This is a genomic window from Streptomyces sp. PU-14G (genome assembly GCF_041028275.1).
Classification (GTDB): domain Bacteria; phylum Actinomycetota; class Actinomycetes; order Streptomycetales; family Streptomycetaceae; genus Streptomyces.
Genome location: NZ_JASKYT010000025.1, coordinates 1 through 16,983 on the forward strand (window position 1 = coordinate 1; position 16,983 = coordinate 16,983).

Genomic DNA, 16,983 nt, shown 5'->3' on the forward strand with positions numbered 1-16,983 from the left:
ACCCCGACCTCCTCCTCTTCCTCCGGCCACTCCTCGGCGCCCGCGCCGGATCCGGACCGGGCCCGCTACCCCCTCGACTGCGGGCAGGGCGGCGCCGGGACCGACGTACTCGATGCGGCGAGCGCCGACTTCGACGGCGACGGCGCCGACGAGACCGTCGCCGTCGTCCGCTGCCGCGCCCACGGCGGCACCCCGCCCAGCGCCGTCTTCGTCCTTGCCCGGGCCGCCGACGGGGACCGGCCCCGGGTCGCCGCCACCCTCGTCGAGCAGAAGGAAGGGATGTCCGTCGACGACCTCGCGGTCCGCGGCACCGGCATTTCCGCCACCCTCCTCGGATACTCCTCCTCCGAGGTGCCCCGCTGCTGTCCCGACAAGCGGCGCAAGGTCAAGTGGGAGTGGCGCGAGGGGAAGTTCGTCCTGCGCGCCGCACCGGCCGCGGGCGGCGGACTCAGCGTCTGAGCAGGCGCCCGGGGGCGCCCCGTGGCCCGCGGCCCGGCCGCGGTGAGCCGCCTGGCCGGGGGCGTCGGGTGGCGAAAGTGGGCCGCCCCTGAAGGGTGTTGAACGTCTCGCCGCCACAACCGGTCGCTTTCAGATGGTTGTGGATGGGTATTCCCAGTGCTGAGGGGAGTGCGCAAGGGTGAAGATCGGACACACCCCGACCGTCTTTGTGATCTAGGGGTTTCAACCCGCACCGGCCCAGGTAGGGTCGAAGCGTCCAGCTCCCCCTGGAGGAGGTGAGGACCGTGGCAGCCCACGACGACGACACCAACCGCGGCATCCGGCCCGGTCGGGGCGACGACCCGTCCGGCCAGATCGCCTACCTTGAGCAGGAGATCGCCGTCCTGCGCCGCAAGCTCGCCGACTCTCCGCGCCACACTCGTATTCTCGAGGAGCGGATCGTCGAGCTGCAGACCAACCTGGCCGGCGTGTCCGCCCAGAACGAGCGCCTGTCGAACACGCTCCGCGAGGCGCGCGACCAGATCGTGGCCCTCAAGGAAGAGGTCGACCGGCTCGCCCAGCCGCCGTCCGGCTTCGGAGTCTTCCTGCAGGCCAACGAGGACGACACGGCCGACATCTTCACCGGCGGCCGCAAGCTGCGGGTGAACGTCAGTCCGAACGTGGAGCTCAAAGAGCTCGAGCGTGGCCAGGAGGTCATGCTCAACGAAGCGCTCAACGTGGTCGAGGCCATGGAGTTCGAGCGCGCGGGTGACATCGTCACCCTCAAGGAAGTGCTGGACGACGGAGAGCGAGCGCTCGTCGTCGGCCACACGGACGAGGAGCGCGTGGTACGGCTCGCCGAGCCGCTGCTGAGTGCCACCCTGCGGGCCGGGGACGCCCTCCTGCTGGAGAGCCGCTCGGGCTACGTCTACGAGGTCGTGCCCAAGAGCGAGGTCGAGGAGCTCGTCCTCGAAGAGGTCCCCGACATCGACTACACCAAGATCGGCGGCCTCGGCGGGCAGATCGAGCAGATCAGGGACGCCGTCGAGCTTCCCTACCTCTACCCCGATCTCTTCCGTGAGCACCAACTGCGCCCGCCCAAGGGTGTGCTGCTCTACGGCCCGCCGGGATGCGGCAAGACGCTGATCGCCAAGGCGGTGGCCAACTCGCTGGCCAAGAAGGTCGCCGAGGTCACCGGCAAGCCCCAGGGGAAGAGCTACTTCCTCAACATCAAGGGCCCCGAGCTGCTGAACAAGTACGTCGGCGAGACGGAGCGGCACATCCGCCTCGTCTTCCAGCGGGCCCGCGAGAAGGCCAGCGAGGGCACGCCCGTCATCGTCTTCTTCGACGAGATGGACTCCCTCTTCCGCACGCGCGGCTCGGGCGTCAGCTCGGACGTGGAGAACACCATCGTCCCGCAGCTGCTCTCCGAGATCGACGGTGTGGAGGGCCTGGAGAACGTCATCGTCATCGGCGCCTCGAACCGCGAGGACATGATCGACCCCGCGATCCTGCGCCCGGGACGCCTCGACGTGAAGATCAAGATCGAGCGCCCGGACGCCGAGGCCGCCAAGGACATCTTCTCCAAGTACCTGACGTCCACGCTGCCGCTGCACGCGGACGACGTCGCCGAGCACGGCGGCAACCTGGAGGCCGCCTGCGACGCCATGATCCAGTCGGTCGTGGAGCAGATGTACGCGGAGTCCGAGGAGAACCGCTTCCTGGAGGTCACCTACGCCAACGGTGACAAGGAAGTGCTCTACTTCAAGGACTTCAACTCCGGCGCCATGATCGAGAACATCGTCGGCCGCGCCAAGAAGATGGCCATCAAGGCGTTCCTCGACCACAACCAGAAGGGTCTGCGCGTCTCCCACCTGCTGTCCGCCTGTGTGGACGAGTTCAAGGAGAACGAGGACCTGCCCAACACCACCAACCCGGACGACTGGGCCCGCATCTCGGGCAAGAAGGGCGAGCGGATCGTCTACATCCGCACCCTGGTCACCGGCAAGCAGGGAGCGGACACCGGCCGGTCCATCGACACCGTCGCCAACACCGGTCAGTACCTGTAAAGAGGACCAGTCCGGCTGCGGGTTCCCGACGGGGCACCCGCAGCCGGATCGTTTCCCGGCGCCAAGGAAGTCCGCCGGTGATCTGCCGCCCCCGGCCCGCGCGTCATAGGCTCGTCCCTACCGCCGAGACGCGCAGTGGGCGGGAGGGGGCCGCACGCGGGACGGACGCGCAGCGGGACTTGAACGGTGGTCCACCGGCGGACCGCCGTCAGGCAAGGAGGGCAGCATGACCGTACGGCGCGTAATGGGCATCGAGACCGAGTACGGGATCTCCGTTCCCGGCCACCCCAACGCCAATGCCATGCTCACCTCGTCCCAGGTCGTCAACGCCTACGCGGCGGCGATGCACCGGGCGCGGCGCGCCCGCTGGGACTTCGAGGAGGAGAACCCGCTGCGGGACGCCCGCGGCTTCGACCTGGCCCGTGACTCGGCCGACGCCAGCCAGCTGACCGACGAGGACATCGGCCTGGCCAACGTCATCCTCACCAACGGGGCGCGCCTGTACGTCGACCACGCCCACCCCGAGTACAGCGCCCCCGAGGTCACCAATCCGCGGGACGCCGTGCTGTGGGACAAGGCGGGGGAGCGGATCATGGCCGAGGCCGCCGAGCGGGCGGCCGAGGTGCCCGGCACCAGCCCGATCCACCTCTACAAGAACAACACCGACAACAAGGGCGCCTCCTACGGCACGCACGAGAACTACCTGATGAAGCGGGAGACGCCCTTCTCGGACATCGTGCGGCACCTGACCCCGTTCTTCGTCTCCCGCCAGGTCGTGTGCGGCGCAGGACGCGTGGGGCTGGGCCAGGACGGCAGCGAGCACGGCTTCCAGCTCAGTCAGCGCGCCGACTACTTCGAGGTCGAGGTGGGGCTGGAGACCACGCTCAAGCGGCCCCTCATCAACACCCGCGACGAGCCGCACGCCGACGCGGAGAAGCACCGCAGGCTGCACGTGATCATCGGGGACGCGAACCTCTCGGAGGTCTCCACCTACCTCAAGCTGGGCACCACCGCGCTGGTGCTCTCCATGATCGAGGACGGCTTCATCGCGGTGGACCTCGCCGTCGACCAGCCCGTGCGCACCCTGCACCAGGTCTCGCACGACCCGTCCCTCGCCCAACTGATCACTCTGCGTAACGGACGCACTCTGACGGCGGTCCAGCTCCAGATGGAGTACTACGAGCTCGCCCGCAAGTACGTCGAGGAGCGCTGGGGCGGGGACGCCGACGACCAGACCCGTGACGTGCTGGCCCGCTGGGAGGACGTGCTCGGCCGGCTGGAGCGCGACCCCATGAGCCTGTCCAAGGAGCTGGACTGGGTCGCCAAGCGCGAGCTGATGGAGGGCTACCGCCGCCGCGACCAGCTCGGCTGGGACGCGCCCAGGCTCCACCTGGTGGACCTCCAGTACGCGGACGTGCGCGGCGACAAGGGCCTCTACAACCGCCTCGTCTCCCGCGGCTCGATGCAGCGCCTACTCTCGGAGGAGGAGGTCAAGGAGGCGGCCTTCAAGCCCCCCGAGGACACCCGCGCCTACTTCCGCGGTCGCTGCCTGGAGCAGTACGCCGACGACGTGGCCGCCGCGTCCTGGGACTCCGTGATCTTCGACCTGCCGGGCCGTGACTCTCTGCAGCGGGTCCCCACGCTGGAGCCGTTGCGGGGTACCCGTCAGCACGTCAAGGAGCTGCTGGACCGCTGCCGGACGGCGGAAGAGCTGGTCAAGGTGTTGTCCGGGAATTGATGCGGGGGCCGAATCGTGGCTATTCGGCCCGCGGGGCGGGAATCATCGGGGTGGTTCCCGGACGTTGAAGCAACCAAGGAGCGGATGTCAGTCCCGGCTTGTAGGGTCTGATCTTGTACGTTCCGCGTGCATCACCGAACCGAGCGGGGTGAGGGAAATGGCGACCAAGGACACCGGCGGCGGACAGCAGAAGTCCACCCGCCACACCGAGGAGACCGAGGAGCAGGCGCAGGACGCGCAGGCTTCGGAAGACCTCAAGGAGCGCCAGGAGGCGCTGTCGGAGGACGTCGACTCGGTGCTGGACGAGATCGATGATGTGCTCGAAGAGAACGCCGAGGATTTCGTGAGAAGCTTTGTGCAAAAAGGTGGAGAATGACCTGAATGTCCGAATCGGGCGAGTGGAAGAAATGCTCGCGATGTCATCGGACATTGCCGGCTGAGTCTTTCGCTCTGAATCGGGCAATGAAAGGCGGGCGTCAGGCGTACTGCCGGAAGTGCTCTGCGGAGTACTACCGGCAGCGTCAGGCGTCGCGAGGACGCACAGTTCGGGAGAGGTTTCCTGTTCCTCGGGGGCACAAGCGGTGCCCTCAGTGCCGCGAGGTGAAGCCGCACGACGAGTGGGAGCGGAATCGGGGCACTTCCACCGGCTGGGCCGGCTATTGCCGGGTGTGCAGAGCCGAGCGGAATCGGGAGGGGTATTTCCGTCGTAAGTACGGCCTGACCCTCGAAGAACGCCAAGCGCTTCGCGACAGTCAGTGCGGAATCTGCCCGATCTGCCTCAACCCGAGCCCGGAGCATGTGGACCACGATCATGAGACGGGTAGGGTCCGAGGCGTACTGTGCTTCAGCTGCAATGCTGCACTGGGGCAGTTCAAGGATCGGCCGGACGTCATGCGGCGCGCGGCCGCCTATGTGGAAGGAAACGTGTGGAAGCCGAAATTCGTAGCACCGGGCGTCTACCGGCTGCCTTCCTGACGCCGGGGTCGTCGTCGTTCATGGACTTCATGTCCACCCACGCTCCCGAGCAGCTGCCGGGCAACCGGTCGCTGCCGCCCGTCGAGGGCGCCGTCCAGGCGCCGCATGGGACGACGATCGTGGCCGCGACCTTCGCCGGCGGCGTCGTCCTGGCCGGGGACCGGCGGGCGACGATGGGCAACGTCATCGCGCAGCGCGACGTCGAGAAGGTCTTTCCGGCCGACGAGTACTCGGCGGTGGGTATCGCGGGCACCGCGGGCCTGGCCGTGGAGATGGTCAAGCTCTTCCAGCTGGAGCTGGAGCACTTCGAGAAGGTGGAGGGCTCCACGCTCTCCCTGGAGGGCAAGGCCAACCGCCTCTCCACGATGATCCGCAGCAACCTGGGGATGGCCCTGCAGGGCCTCGCCGTGGTCCCGATGTTCGCCGGGTACGACGTGGACCGCGACAGGGGCCGCATCTTCTCCTACGACGTGACGGGTGGCCGCTCGGAGGAGTACGGCTTCGCCGGCGTCGGCTCAGGGTCGGTCTTCGCCCGCGGCGCGCTCAAGAAGCTCTACCGGGAGGAGATGACGGAGGAGCAGGCCGCCACCGTCGTCCTCCAGGCCCTCTATGACGCCGCTGACGACGACTCGGCCACCGGCGGCCCGGACATGACGCGCCGCATCTACCCGATCGTGGCGACGATCACTCAGGACGGTTACCGCAGGCTCGGCGAGGACGAGGTCTCCGGGCTGGCCCAGGCTGTCTACGACGGCCGCCTCCAGCAGCCCAACGGCCCGCAGGCCCCGGCCTCCTAGGGTCTTTCGTTTGGATCTGGCTGGATCAGGGAGCGGGCTCCGGTGCGTGCTCTCGCAAGGCGGAGGAGGGAGTCCCTGCGGAGCAGCGGCGACTGACGACAACGCCGCGAGAGTGCGTGCCGGGGCCCGCGAGCCCAGCAAAATCCGAACGAGAGGCCCTAGGCCGGACACCCCGGACATCGCATCCATACGGACAGGAAGGACGGATAGCCGGTGTCGACGCCGTTCTATGTGTCGCCCCAGCAGGCAATGGCCGACCGCGCGGAGTATGCCCGCAAGGGCATCGCGCGCGGCCGCAGCGTGGTCGTGTTGCAGTACGCGGACGGCATCGTCTTCGTCGCCGAGAACCCCTCTCGGGCGCTGCACAAGGTCAGCGAGATCTATGACCGCATCGCCTTCGCGGCGGTCGGCAAGTACAACGAGTTCGAGAACCTGCGCATCGGCGGCGTCCGCTACGCCGACCTTCGCGGGTACACCTACGACCGCGAGGACGTCACCGCGCGCGGTCTGGCCAATGTCTACGCCCAGACGCTGGGCACCATCTTCTCCTCGAACGCGGAGAAGCCCTACGAGGTGGAGCTGATCGTCGCCGAGGTGGGCGCGGCCCCCGAGGACGACCAGATCTACCGCCTGCCGCACGACGGCTCCATCGTGGACGAGCACGGCTCGGTCGCCGTCGGAGGCAACTCGGACCAGATCGGCAGCTACATGGACCAGCGGCACCGGGAGGGAATGTCGCTGGGCGAGGCCCTGAAGCTGGGTGCCGTGGCGCTGGCGCGGGACAGCAACGGCGGCGAGCGGGAGCTGTCGGCGGAGCAGTTGGAGGTTGCCGTGCTCGATCGGCAGCGCTCTCAGAAGCGCAAGTTCAAGCGTGTCCCCGCCGCCCAGGTGGCCCGTCTGCTGGAGGAGACGCCCGCCCCGGAGGCGGGGGAGGACTCCTCGGAGGAGTAGCGCGTGACGGCCCGGGGCCCGGACGTTCCGCGTCGCGCTCCGGGCCGCGGACGGTCACTCCGCGCTGCCTGGCGACCGCCTGCCGGGGCCCGGCCGGCGCCGGGAAGCCCACCGGAAGTTCAGGGGCGAGGGCCGGTCGAGCCGCGCTCCAGCAGGCGTACCGGCAGCCGTACCGGCTGGGGCGCCCGCCCTTCCACGACGGCCAGCAAGGCGTCCATGCCCGCTGCCCCCACCCGCTCCGCCGGCAGGGCGACGGTGGTGAGCTCGGGCTCCACGGCGGTGGCCAGCGTCAGATCGTCGAACCCGGTCACCGACACCTCTTCCGGCACCCGCACGCCGAGCCGTCGCGCAGCCTTGAGCGCTCCGGCGGCCAGGAGATCGTCGTCGCACACCAGCGCGGTCGGTGCCGCCTCGCCGCCCAGGCACAGCACCCGCGTGGCCGCGTCCAGTCCGCCCGCCACGCTGAGGGGCGCCCGTTCGGTGTGCACCACGGCGCCTCCGCCCGTCCGCAGGGCGCTCGCGAGGGCGTCCGCGCGCGCGGTGAAGGTCCAGGAGTCCACGTCGGCCGCGAGGTGGGCGACGTGCCGGTGGCCGAGTGCGAGCAGATGAGCCGTCACCTGCCGCATGCCGTCGGCGATGTCGACGTTGACGGTGGCGTCGCAGTCTCCCTCGTCGCTGTCCAGCATCACCAGGGGCAGACCTTCGCCGCGGAGGGTGGCGAGGGCTGCGGGGGCCATGGAGGAGGCGATGACGCCGTCCAGGGCCGTGCGGGCCGAGGCGAAGGGGTCGGGTGCCTTCTCGATGCCCTCGGGGGAGGGGTAGAGGACGATCCCGAAGTCGTGCGCGGTGGCGACCTGGGCGGCTCCTCGGTGCACGGCGGCGAAGAACTCCCCGGTGAGGGCGGGGACGACGAGCAGCGCCGTGCGGGTGCGGCCGAGTCGCAGGGTGCGGGCCGCCAGGTTGGGGCGGTAGCCGAGGGTGCGGGCTGCGGCGCGTACGGCCTCGGCGGTGCGGGGCGAGACCCTGCCCTCCCATTTGCCGCCGAGGACGAGGGAGACGGTGGCCTGGGAGACCCCGGCCGCGTCCGCCACGTCGTGCCCTGTGGGACGTGCGGAGCGGGCCGCCGTCTGGTTGCGGCGCGGGGTTCCGCCGTCTTTGGTGTGCTGTGCCGGCACGGAAAACTCCTTCACCGCGGCTCGCTCGCATGGTACGTATGGCGAGCGCGTTATACGTAAAACTACAACCGAGGGGCGGGATGGAATGGCGACGGGCTACGCCGAACTGCTGCGGGCCAGGCACGCGGTGCGCCTGCTGGCGGGAACGCTGGTGGGCAGGCTGCCGAACGCCACGGGACCGATCGCGATCGCGCTGTTCATCCGCGCGGAGGGCGGCAGCATGACGCTCGCCGGGGCGCTCTCCGCGTTCTACGGGCTCGCCACGGCGTTCGGCCAGCCGATGCTGGGCCGCCTGGTGGATCTGTTCGGGCAGCCCAGGGTGATGCTGCCCGCCGCGGTGCTCTCCGCGCTCGGCGCCGGCACGCTCGCCCTCACCGGGATCGGCCGGCTGCCGCTCGCCTGCGCCTGCGTGACGGTCTTCGGACTGTTCACACCGCCGTTGGAAGGCGGCCTGCGGGCGCTGTGGCCCGGCGTGCTGCGCCGCCAGGAGCAGGTCCACACGGCCTACGCGCTCGACGCCGTCGCCCAGGAGATGATGTTCGCGGCGGGACCGCTGCTGGTGACGCTGCTGGTCGCGGGGTGGAGCGAGGCCGCCGCGCTGCTGGTGGTCAACGCGCTGGGGGTGCTGGGCGCCCTCTCGGTCGTGCTCTCGCCCCCGTCCCGCCGCTGGCGGTCGGCGCCCCGCACCCCGCACTGGCTGGGCGCGCTGCGCTCGCCGGGGCTGAAGGTGCTGCTGACGTCGTTCTTCTTCGTCGGTCTCGCACTGGGCACCTTCGCGCTGGCCGCCGTCTCCTACGCCGACGACCACGGCGACCCGCTCATCTCGACGTATCTGCTGGCAGCCCAGGGCGCGGGCGCGCTGGTGGGCGGCGTCGTCTACGGGGGGCGCGGCTGGCCGGGCAGCCACGAGGGCCGGCTGCTGGCGCTGGTGGGGCTGTTCGCGGCGGGCAACCTGCCGCTCGCCCTGGTGCCGGGTGTGCCGCCGATGGTGGTGCTGGGCGGCCTCTCGGGATGCTTTCTGGCACCGGCGCTGGCGTGCGCGTTCGTGGTCGTGGACCGGCACGCGCCGTCCGGCACGGTGACCGAGGCCTTCTCGTGGCTGGTGACGACGTTCGGCGTGGGCGCCGCCGCGGGCACCGCCGTGGTGGGCACGGTCCTCGAGTCGGCCGGTACGGGAGCCGGGTTCGCGCTGGCGGGCGCGGGAGGACTTGCCGCGCTGGGCGTCATGCTGGCGGGGCGGAGGGCGCTGCGCCTGCCGGAGGGTGACGCCTGCGGTGTGGTGGCCGGCTCCCCGGCTCGGCCGCCGGGCGGGGAAACCCCGCCGCCGGAGGCGGAAACCCGAGCCCCAGGTGCGCAAACAGATCGGAACGGTGAGCCGGAACCCGGTTTCAGATCGTCTCTGTAGGCGTAATGTTCAGTCATGGACCGCCGAATCTTCGGGCTGGAGAACGAGTACGGCGTCACATGTACGTTCCGGGGGCAGCGGCGGCTGTCCCCCGACGAGGTGGCGCGGTACCTCTTCCGCCGTGTGGTGTCATGGGGCCGCAGCAGCAACGTGTTTCTGCGGAACGGCGCGCGCCTCTATCTGGACGTGGGCTCGCACCCGGAGTACGCGACACCCGAGTGCGACAGCGTGACCGAGCTGGTCACCCACGACAAGTCGGGGGAGCGCATCCTCGAAGGCCTGTTGGTCGACGCCGAACGCCGCCTGCACGAGGAGGGCATCGCGGGCGACGTCTATCTCTTCAAGAACAACACCGACTCGGCGGGCAACTCCTACGGCTGCCATGAGAACTATCTGGTGGCCCGGCACGGGGAGTTCTCCCGGCTGGCGGACGTCCTCATCCCGTTCCTGGTGACGCGGCAGCTGGTGTGCGGCGCCGGAAAGGTGCTGCAGACCCCGCGGGGCGCCGTCTACTGCGTCAGCCAGCGCGCCGAGCACATCTGGGAGGGCGTCAGCTCGGCGACGACGCGCTCGCGGCCGATCATCAACACGCGCGACGAGCCGCACGCCGACGCCGAGCGCTACCGCAGGCTGCACGTCATCGTCGGCGACTCGAACATGTCCGAGACGACGATGCTGCTCAAGGTCGGCGCCACCGACCTGGTGCTGCGCATGATCGAGGCGGGCACCGTGATGCGGGACCTGACGCTGGAGAACCCGATCCGGGCGATCCGCGAGGTCAGCCACGACATCACGGGCCAGCGCAAGGTCCGGCTGGCCAGCGGCCGGGAGGCCTCGGCGCTGGAGGTGCAGCAGGAGTACTTCGACAAGGCGCTGGACTTCTGCGACCGGCGCGGTATCCGCACGGGGCGGGTCGAGCAGGTGCTGGAGCTGTGGGGCCGGGCCTTGGAGGCGGTCCGCACCCAGGAGCTCGACAAGATCAACACCGAGATCGACTGGGTGATGAAGTACCAGCTCATCGAGCGGTACCGGAACAAGAACAACATCACGATGTCGCACCCGAGGATCGCCCAGATAGACCTCGCCTACCACGACATCCACCGCCGCCGGGGGCTGTACTACCTGCTGGAGCGCAGCGGCAAGGCGGCCCGCATCTGCAACGACGTCAAGATCTTCGAGGGCAAGTCGGTGCCGCCGCAGACGACGCGGGCCCGGCTGCGCGGCGACTTCATCCGGCGGGCCCAGGAGCAGCGTCGCGACTTCACGGTGGACTGGGTGCATCTGAAGCTGAACGACCAGGCGCAGCGCACGGTGCTGTGCAAGGACCCGTTCCGGTCGGTGGACGAACGGGTGGAGAAGCTCATCGCGGGCATGTGACGTGAGCATGCGCGCCGCGGGTGCCCGGGCCGCGGACGGCGCGGGAGTGTGACGGACGTCTCGTCGCGCACGGTCCGTGGGCCGCACGGCCGGGCGCGGCCTCACGCTCGCGGGCAGGTGGAGGGCGGATCGGGGGTTTCCCGGCCGCCCTCCGGCGCTCCCGGTCAGCCTCGCGTTGACAGGCGCCGGGAGCGTGCCGTGTCGTCGGCGGTGGCGGCCTCGTTGCCGGGTCGTAGGCTGAGGCACCGTACGCACACCCCTGAACCCGCGAGTGGAATACATGTTGCATTTTCCCGGGGGCTCGAACCCCCGTACCCCCCGAGCCTCCCGGGCCCTTTCCAGGAAGGGCACGCGCCGCGTCGCCGCGCTCATGGCCGTACCGCTGCTTGCCGTCTCGGTTGCGGCCTGCTCGGACGACGGCGGGTCCGACCCCAAGCCACCGGCCGTCAGCGGGTCGTGGGGCAAGAAACCCAAGATCGACAAGGGGGACGGCGACCCGCCCTCCGAGCTGAGGACGAAGGTGCTCAAGAGCGGCGACGGGCAGAAGGTCCGCAAGGGCGACGCGGTCAGCGCGCACTACGTGGGCCAGCTGTGGAACGGCAAGGAGTTCGACAGCAGTTGGAAGCGCAAGGCCCCCGCCACCTTCCAGATCGGCACGGGGAAGGTCATCAAGGGCTGGGACGAGGCGCTCGTCGGTAAGAAGATCGGCAGCCGGGTCGAGATCGTCGCCCCGCCGGACAAGGGGTACGGCGAGAAGGGCCAGCCGCCCACGATCCCCGGCAACTCCACGCTCGTCTTCGTCGTGGACCTGGAGAAGATCGCGCCCAGCAAGATCGACGGCAAGCCCGTGGACAAGCCGCAGAACTCGCAGCTGCCCAAGGTCAGCACGAAGGTCGACAAGAACAAGGCGCCGTCGATCGAGATGCCCAAGGGCAAGGACGAGGCCCCGGACGAGCTGGTCAGCGAGACCATCGTCCAGGGGGACGGCAAGAAGTCCGTCGATGAGAAGAGCACCATCCTGACCCACTTCACGGCCAAGTCGTGGAAGGGCGGCAAGCAGCTCGACGACACCTGGGCGCAGGGCGGTGCGCCGCAGGAGATCCCCGTCGCGCAGATCCCCGGCTGGGGCAAGGGCCTCAAGGGCGCCAAGGCGGGCAGCCGCGTGGTGGTCTCGGTGCCGCAGAGCGAGTTCCCCAAGGAGCAGCGCAAGCAGTTCAAGGACGGCGTCGTCTTCTCGGTCGACATCCTCGACGTGAAGTGACCGCCCGCTCGGTGGGGTGACCGCTCGCACGGGTCCGGCCGGTCTGCGCGAAGCGGTCTCGTCCGTGGGAGACTGGCGCGGTTGTCCCGCAGATTCGTTCGTAGGAGCAATTTCGTGAGCATCGACAAGCCCGAGGTCGACTTCCCCGAGGGCGAGCCGCCCGCCGACCTGGAGATCCAGGACCTGTGGGAGGGCGAAGGACCAGAGGCCAAGGCCGGCGACAACGTCTCCGTGCACTACGTGGGCGTCTCCTTCTCCTCGGGTGAGGAGTTCGACGCCAGCTGGAACCGCGGCAAGCCGCTGCAGTTCCAGCTCGGCGCCAAGCAGGTCATCGAGGGCTGGGACAGGGGTGTCCAGGGCATGAAGGTCGGCGGTCGCCGCCGGCTGACCATCCCCGCCCACCTCGCCTACGGTGAGCGCGGTGCGGGCGGCGGGCGGATCAAGCCGGGCGAGACGCTGATCTTCGTCTGCGACCTCGTCGCCGTCTGACAGCCGGAAGCGGTGGCCGGAAACGGCCGCCGCTACCACACGAGCCGGGAGTCCCGCATTCCGCGGGGCTCCCGGCTTTGTCCCGGACCGCGCCGACGGTACGGTCGAGGGTCCGAAAAAGCAGGAGAGAGGGCACGAGGAACCCATGGCCATTGCCAAGGCCGAGCGGCTGATGAATCTGGCGCTGTGCCTGCTGGGGGCCCGCCGCCCGCTCACCAAACGGGAGCTGCGGGCCTCCATCGAGGCCTACGTCGAGGCCTTCGGCTCGGGGGAGGCCGGCGCGGCCTCGGGCGGGGAGGGCGCCACCGGCTCCCAGGAGTCCTTCAGCCGCATGTTCGAACGGGACAAGGACGACCTGCGGGAGCTGGGCCTGGTCATCGACACCGTCGAGAACCTCGACGGGGAGACCGCCTATGTCGCCCGCCGCGACAGCAACCGCCTCCCGCCGCTGGCCCTGGACGCCGCCGAGGCCACCGCGCTGGGGCTCGCCGCCCGCGTCTGGCAGCAGGCCCGCCTCGCGGCTGCGGCCAGTGGGGCCCTGCAGAAGCTGCACGCCGCGGGCGGTATGCCGCCGGGGGCCATTCCCGAGCAGGGCGGGGAGCGCCAGCTCGGCACGCTGGAGCCCCACATCCCCGCGCGGGAGGCCGCGTTCGAGCCGCTCATGCTGGCCTGCCGCGACCGCCGCCCTGTCGTGTTCGACTACCGCAAGTCCAACGCCGCCCGCTCCGAACGGCGCCAGGTCGAGCCCTGGACGCTGGAGTGCTGGCGCGGGCACTGGTATCTCGCGGGCTGGGACCGGGGCAGGCAGGACGAGCGGGTCTTTCGGCTCTCCCGGATCACCGGTCCTGTCCGCTCCCGGACCGGTGCCTTCTCCGCGCCCGTACCCGATCAAGTGACGGTGCGCGAGACGGTGGAGCGCTGGGCGGGCGAGGGCGCCACCACCACCGCCCGCATCAAGCTGAGGGAGGGCGCGGGCTACCCGCTGCGCGCCCGTGCGCTCGCCACCCGGGAACTCGGCGAGGGGTGGGACGAGTTGGAGATTCCGTACGGGCACGGGCTGGACGCCTGGCTGGTGGAGTTCGGCCCCGACGTCGTCGTGCTGGACCCCGCCGAGCTGCGTGCCGACGTCATCGACCGGCTGCGCGCCGTCGCCAAGGGCTGAGGGGAGGAGCCCGCATGGCCGTGAACGCGATCGACCAGACCCGCAGGATGCTCTCGCTGGTCACCTACCTCAAGGACCGCCCAGGGGCCCGGGTCGAGGAGGTCGCACGGGCGTTCGGGATCAGTGGGGACGAGCTGATCTCCGATCTGAACGTGCTGCCCATGTGCGGTACCAGCTTCCGCGGCGGGGACCTGCTGGAGATCGACACCGACGGCGAGCGCATCTGGTGGCGCAACGCCGACGCGCTGGGCGCCGACACAGCGCAGCCGCTGCGGCTGGCCGCGGACGAGGCCACCGCGCTGCTGGTCGCGGCCCGCGCCGTGGCCACCCTGCCGGGGCTGCGCGAGAGCGACCGGGACGCGCTCCAGCGGGCCACCGCCAAACTGGAGACGGCCGCGGGGGAGAGCGCGGGCGCCAGCGCCCGGCTGTCGGTCACCTTTGAGTCGGAGGGCGGCGTCTTCGCCGACGTCGACCGGGCCATCGCCGAGCGCCGCAGGCTGTGGATCAGGTACTACTCGCCGGCCAGGGACGAGCTGACCGAGCGCGAGGTCGACCCGATCCGCCTCTTCGCCGTCGGCCACACCTACGTCGAGGCCTGGTGCCGGCTCTCCGAGGCGCGCCGCACCTTCCGGCTCGACCGGGTCGCCGAGATCAAGCTGCTCGACGAGCGGGCCGACCCGCCGCCGATAGAGCCCCGCGATCTGAGCGCCGGGCTGGTGCAGCCCGCGGCCACCGATCCGGAGGTCGTCGTCGAGGTGGGTCCCGGCGGGCGCTGGGTCGCCGAGTACTACCCGTACGACAGCGCCGAGGAACTGCCCGACGGAGGTCTGCGCATCACCCTGCGCACCCCGGATCCCGCGTCCCTGCGCCGCTTGGCCCTGAGGCTGGGACGCGACGGCCGCATCACGGCCCCGGCGGACCTGGCGGCCAGTGCACGGGAGGCCGCCAGGAAGGCGCTGGCCGCGTACGACGCGTAGGCCGTCGTGGCCGGCGCGCCGCGAGGCACCGGCACCGCGGAGGTACAGGCCCGCCGAGGCACCGGCACCGCGGAGGTACAGGCCCGCCGAGGCACTGGCACCGCGGAGGTACAGGCCCGCCGAGGCACCGGCACCGCGGAGATACAGGCCCACCGAGGCACCGGCACCGCGGAGGTACAGGCTCGCCGAGGAGGGCGGCTGCCGAGCGGCGGAAGCGGAGATTCGGCAGGCCACCGGTGACGGCCTAAGCTGGCGGGCATGCTCTGGCCGATGTTCTTCCTGGCGCTCGCGTTCTGCGGGATCGCCGTCCTCGGGGTCCTCGCCGTCCGTGTGGGACTGGAGGTGCGGCGCTTCTCGCGAGCCGTCGGCGACAGCTCGGAGCGGATCACACGAGCGGCGGAGAATCTGGAGCGTGCGGCGCTGCCGCTGGCGGCGCGCGGTGGCCGCGGAGGCCGCGGAGGCCGCGGAGGCGGTACGGGCGGCGCCCAGGACCCGGAGGGAACATAGCCGGAGGGGACATCCGGGGCATCGCCGACGTACAGGCGGTCTCCAGGCGAGCGGACAAGAGCGGTAGGCTGCCTGATGTCGCGTCGATGCGGCCTGGAGCGCGCAATCGGGTCGATGCACAGGGATTGCCCGGTGTTCACTCCGCAGGGTTACGATCGATCCGGCACGTCAGCACGATGCAGCCAGTCCGATTCATCCGGCAGGTACAGCAACCCGCCGCCCGGCGAGAAGGTAGTGGCACATGATCGCAGGTTTGAAGCCCATGGAGATCGTTCTGATTCTCCTTGTCATCCTGCTGCTGTTCGGCGCCAAGAAGCTCCCGGACATGGCCCGTTCGCTCGGCAAGTCGGCCCGCATCCTCAAGAGCGAAGCCAAGCAGATGAAGAAGGAAGGCTCCTCCTCCGACAGCGACGCGGACAAGCGTGGCGACGCGAGCCAGTCGACGGCGAAGACCATCCAGGCGGCGCCGGGCGACGTGACGACCTCGCGCCCCGTCTCCGAGCCCGCGGAACAGTCCAAGCAGGGCTGAGCGGCCAGACGCGCTGACCGCCTTCCCCGTCCGTCGCCCGGTGCCGGCCGAGCGGCGGCGGAGAACGCTGTATCCGACACTTCGAGACTGAGGACCAGGGTTGCTCAAGTCTGCCCGTAAGCAGGGTAAACAGCAGAAGGACCCCGAGGGGCGCATGCCGCTCGCGGATCACCTGCGGGAGTTGCGCAACCGTCTCATGAAGTCGGTGCTGGCCATCCTCGTCGTCACCGTCGTGGCGATGATCTACTACAAGCAGATCGCCGACTTCCTGATGCACCCGGTGCGGGAGTCGGTCGGCTGCAGCAAGGGTTTCGGAGAGGCCGCCAAGGAGGGCGAGACCTGCGCCGAGATCACCATCAACGGCCTGATCGCGCCCTTCACGATCATGTTGAAGGTGGCGCTGACCGCGGGCGTCGTCGTCGCCTCGCCGATCTGGCTCCACCAGCTGTGGGGCTTTCTCGCACCCGGGCTGCACAAGCACGAGAAGCGGTACGCGCGCTCCTTCGTGGGCGCCGGTGTGCCGCTGTTCGTGGCCGGGGCCTACCTCGCCTACCTGATCCTGCCGAAGGCCGCCGAGACGCTGCTGGACTTCAGCCCCGAGGGCGCGGGCAACCTCATCCCGCTCGACGACTTCCTCAACATCGTCACCCGTCTGGTGATCGTCTTCGGTCTGGCCTTCGAGCTGCCGCTGCTGCTCGTCCTGCTGAACTTCGGCGGCGTGCTGACCGGCAAGCGCCTCCTGGGCTGGTGGCGCGGCATGGTCATCGGGATCACCGTCTTCTCCGCCGTCGCCACCCCCACGGGTGACCCGCTCACGATGGTCGCGCTCGCCGCACCGATCGTGGCGCTGTACTTCAGCGCGGTCGGCATCTGCCTGTTCAACGACCGCAGGCGCAACCGCGACAACCCCTACGCCGGTCTCGACGACGACGAGGCCGCCCCGCTCGACCATGCCCCGGAGACCGTCGGCGCCTCCGACGGTCTGCCCGCGCCCCGCCCGGCGGCCGAACCGGGCACCGACGGGGACACGGGCAACGGCGACGGAACCCGCCGCGGCGGCTACGACGACATCACCTGAGCGGCTGCCGACCGCCGGTGACCGGTGCGATACGGCTGCCGACCGCCGGTGACCG

17 protein-coding genes are annotated in these 16,983 nt (G+C 70.2%); 16 read left to right on the plus strand and 1 reads right to left on the minus strand.

Annotated elements, in window-relative coordinates; genetic code table 11:
- The 7 genes from AB8Z75_RS05125 to prcA all read left to right on the plus strand — a co-directional run.
- Positions 1-459: hypothetical protein (locus AB8Z75_RS05125; protein ID WP_369200152.1), on the plus strand; the 459-nt coding region annotated here is incomplete at its 5' end.
- Positions 460-743: 284 nt separating this feature from the next.
- On the plus strand, positions 744-2,507 hold the full coding sequence (gene arc, locus AB8Z75_RS05130; protein WP_369200153.1) for a proteasome ATPase: 1,764 nt from the start codon (positions 744-746) through the stop codon (positions 2,505-2,507).
- 226 nt (positions 2,508-2,733) lie between these two features.
- Positions 2,734-4,245 (plus strand): depupylase/deamidase Dop, encoded by a 1,512-nt coding sequence (dop, locus tag AB8Z75_RS05135; protein WP_369200154.1) that lies wholly within the window; start codon positions 2,734-2,736, stop codon positions 4,243-4,245.
- A 157-nt stretch (positions 4,246-4,402) separates the two neighbouring features.
- Positions 4,403-4,621 carry a ubiquitin-like protein Pup gene (locus tag AB8Z75_RS05140; RefSeq protein WP_369200155.1) on the plus strand — a complete coding sequence of 73 codons (219 nt, stop codon included), beginning with the start codon at positions 4,403-4,405 and terminating at the stop codon, positions 4,619-4,621.
- A gap of 86 nt (positions 4,622-4,707) precedes the next feature.
- The gene (locus AB8Z75_RS05145) at positions 4,708-5,220 is read left to right on the plus strand and encodes an endonuclease VII domain-containing protein (RefSeq protein WP_369200179.1); all 513 of its coding nucleotides are present in this window, start codon (positions 4,708-4,710) and stop codon (positions 5,218-5,220) included.
- On the plus strand, positions 5,172-6,017 hold the full coding sequence (gene prcB / locus AB8Z75_RS05150) for a proteasome subunit beta (RefSeq protein WP_114015779.1): 846 nt from the start codon (positions 5,172-5,174) through the stop codon (positions 6,015-6,017). Before AB8Z75_RS05145 ends, prcB begins: the two co-directional genes overlap by 49 nt.
- A gap of 213 nt (positions 6,018-6,230) precedes the next feature.
- On the plus strand, positions 6,231-6,968 hold the full coding sequence (gene prcA, locus AB8Z75_RS05155; RefSeq protein ID WP_369200156.1) for a proteasome subunit alpha: 738 nt from the start codon (positions 6,231-6,233) through the stop codon (positions 6,966-6,968).
- Positions 6,969-7,087: 119 nt separating this feature from the next.
- On the opposite strand, the gene AB8Z75_RS05160 is transcribed toward prcA, so the two are convergent.
- Positions 7,088-8,059, minus strand: a complete 972-nt coding sequence (locus tag AB8Z75_RS05160) for a LacI family DNA-binding transcriptional regulator (RefSeq protein WP_369200180.1) — start codon at positions 8,057-8,059, stop codon at positions 7,088-7,090.
- A 169-nt stretch (positions 8,060-8,228) separates the two neighbouring features.
- Between AB8Z75_RS05160 and AB8Z75_RS05165 the strand changes: the two genes are divergently transcribed.
- From AB8Z75_RS05165 to tatC, 9 genes are all read left to right on the plus strand, one after another.
- Positions 8,229-9,548, plus strand: coding sequence for an MFS transporter (locus AB8Z75_RS05165; RefSeq protein ID WP_369200157.1), 1,320 nt, complete (start codon positions 8,229-8,231; stop codon positions 9,546-9,548).
- Positions 9,549-9,563: 15 nt separating this feature from the next.
- Entirely contained in the window at positions 9,564-10,925 is a 1,362-nt protein-coding gene (gene pafA, locus AB8Z75_RS05170; RefSeq protein WP_209213255.1) for a Pup--protein ligase, read from the plus strand.
- Positions 10,926-11,295: 370 nt separating this feature from the next.
- Complete coding sequence (locus AB8Z75_RS05175; RefSeq protein ID WP_369200158.1) at positions 11,296-12,186, plus strand: FKBP-type peptidyl-prolyl cis-trans isomerase; 891 nt, start codon at positions 11,296-11,298, stop codon at positions 12,184-12,186.
- Positions 12,187-12,300: 114 nt separating this feature from the next.
- Positions 12,301-12,675, plus strand: coding sequence for an FKBP-type peptidyl-prolyl cis-trans isomerase (locus AB8Z75_RS05180; protein ID WP_369200159.1), 375 nt, complete (start codon positions 12,301-12,303; stop codon positions 12,673-12,675).
- A 145-nt stretch (positions 12,676-12,820) separates the two neighbouring features.
- Entirely contained in the window at positions 12,821-13,837 is a 1,017-nt protein-coding gene (locus tag AB8Z75_RS05185) for a helix-turn-helix transcriptional regulator (RefSeq protein ID WP_369200160.1), read from the plus strand.
- A gap of 14 nt (positions 13,838-13,851) precedes the next feature.
- Positions 13,852-14,814, plus strand: coding sequence for a helix-turn-helix transcriptional regulator (locus AB8Z75_RS05190; RefSeq protein ID WP_369200161.1), 963 nt, complete (start codon positions 13,852-13,854; stop codon positions 14,812-14,814).
- Positions 14,815-15,072: 258 nt separating this feature from the next.
- The gene (locus AB8Z75_RS05195) at positions 15,073-15,321 is read left to right on the plus strand and encodes a hypothetical protein (RefSeq protein WP_369200162.1); all 249 of its coding nucleotides are present in this window, start codon (positions 15,073-15,075) and stop codon (positions 15,319-15,321) included.
- A gap of 241 nt (positions 15,322-15,562) precedes the next feature.
- A complete protein-coding gene (tatA, locus tag AB8Z75_RS05200; protein WP_369200163.1) occupies positions 15,563-15,850 on the plus strand; it encodes a Sec-independent protein translocase subunit TatA in 288 nt (95 codons plus the stop codon).
- Between the two features lie 100 nt (positions 15,851-15,950).
- A complete protein-coding gene (gene tatC, locus AB8Z75_RS05205; RefSeq protein ID WP_369200164.1) occupies positions 15,951-16,928 on the plus strand; it encodes a twin-arginine translocase subunit TatC in 978 nt (325 codons plus the stop codon).
- Positions 16,929-16,983: the final 55 nt, after the last annotated feature.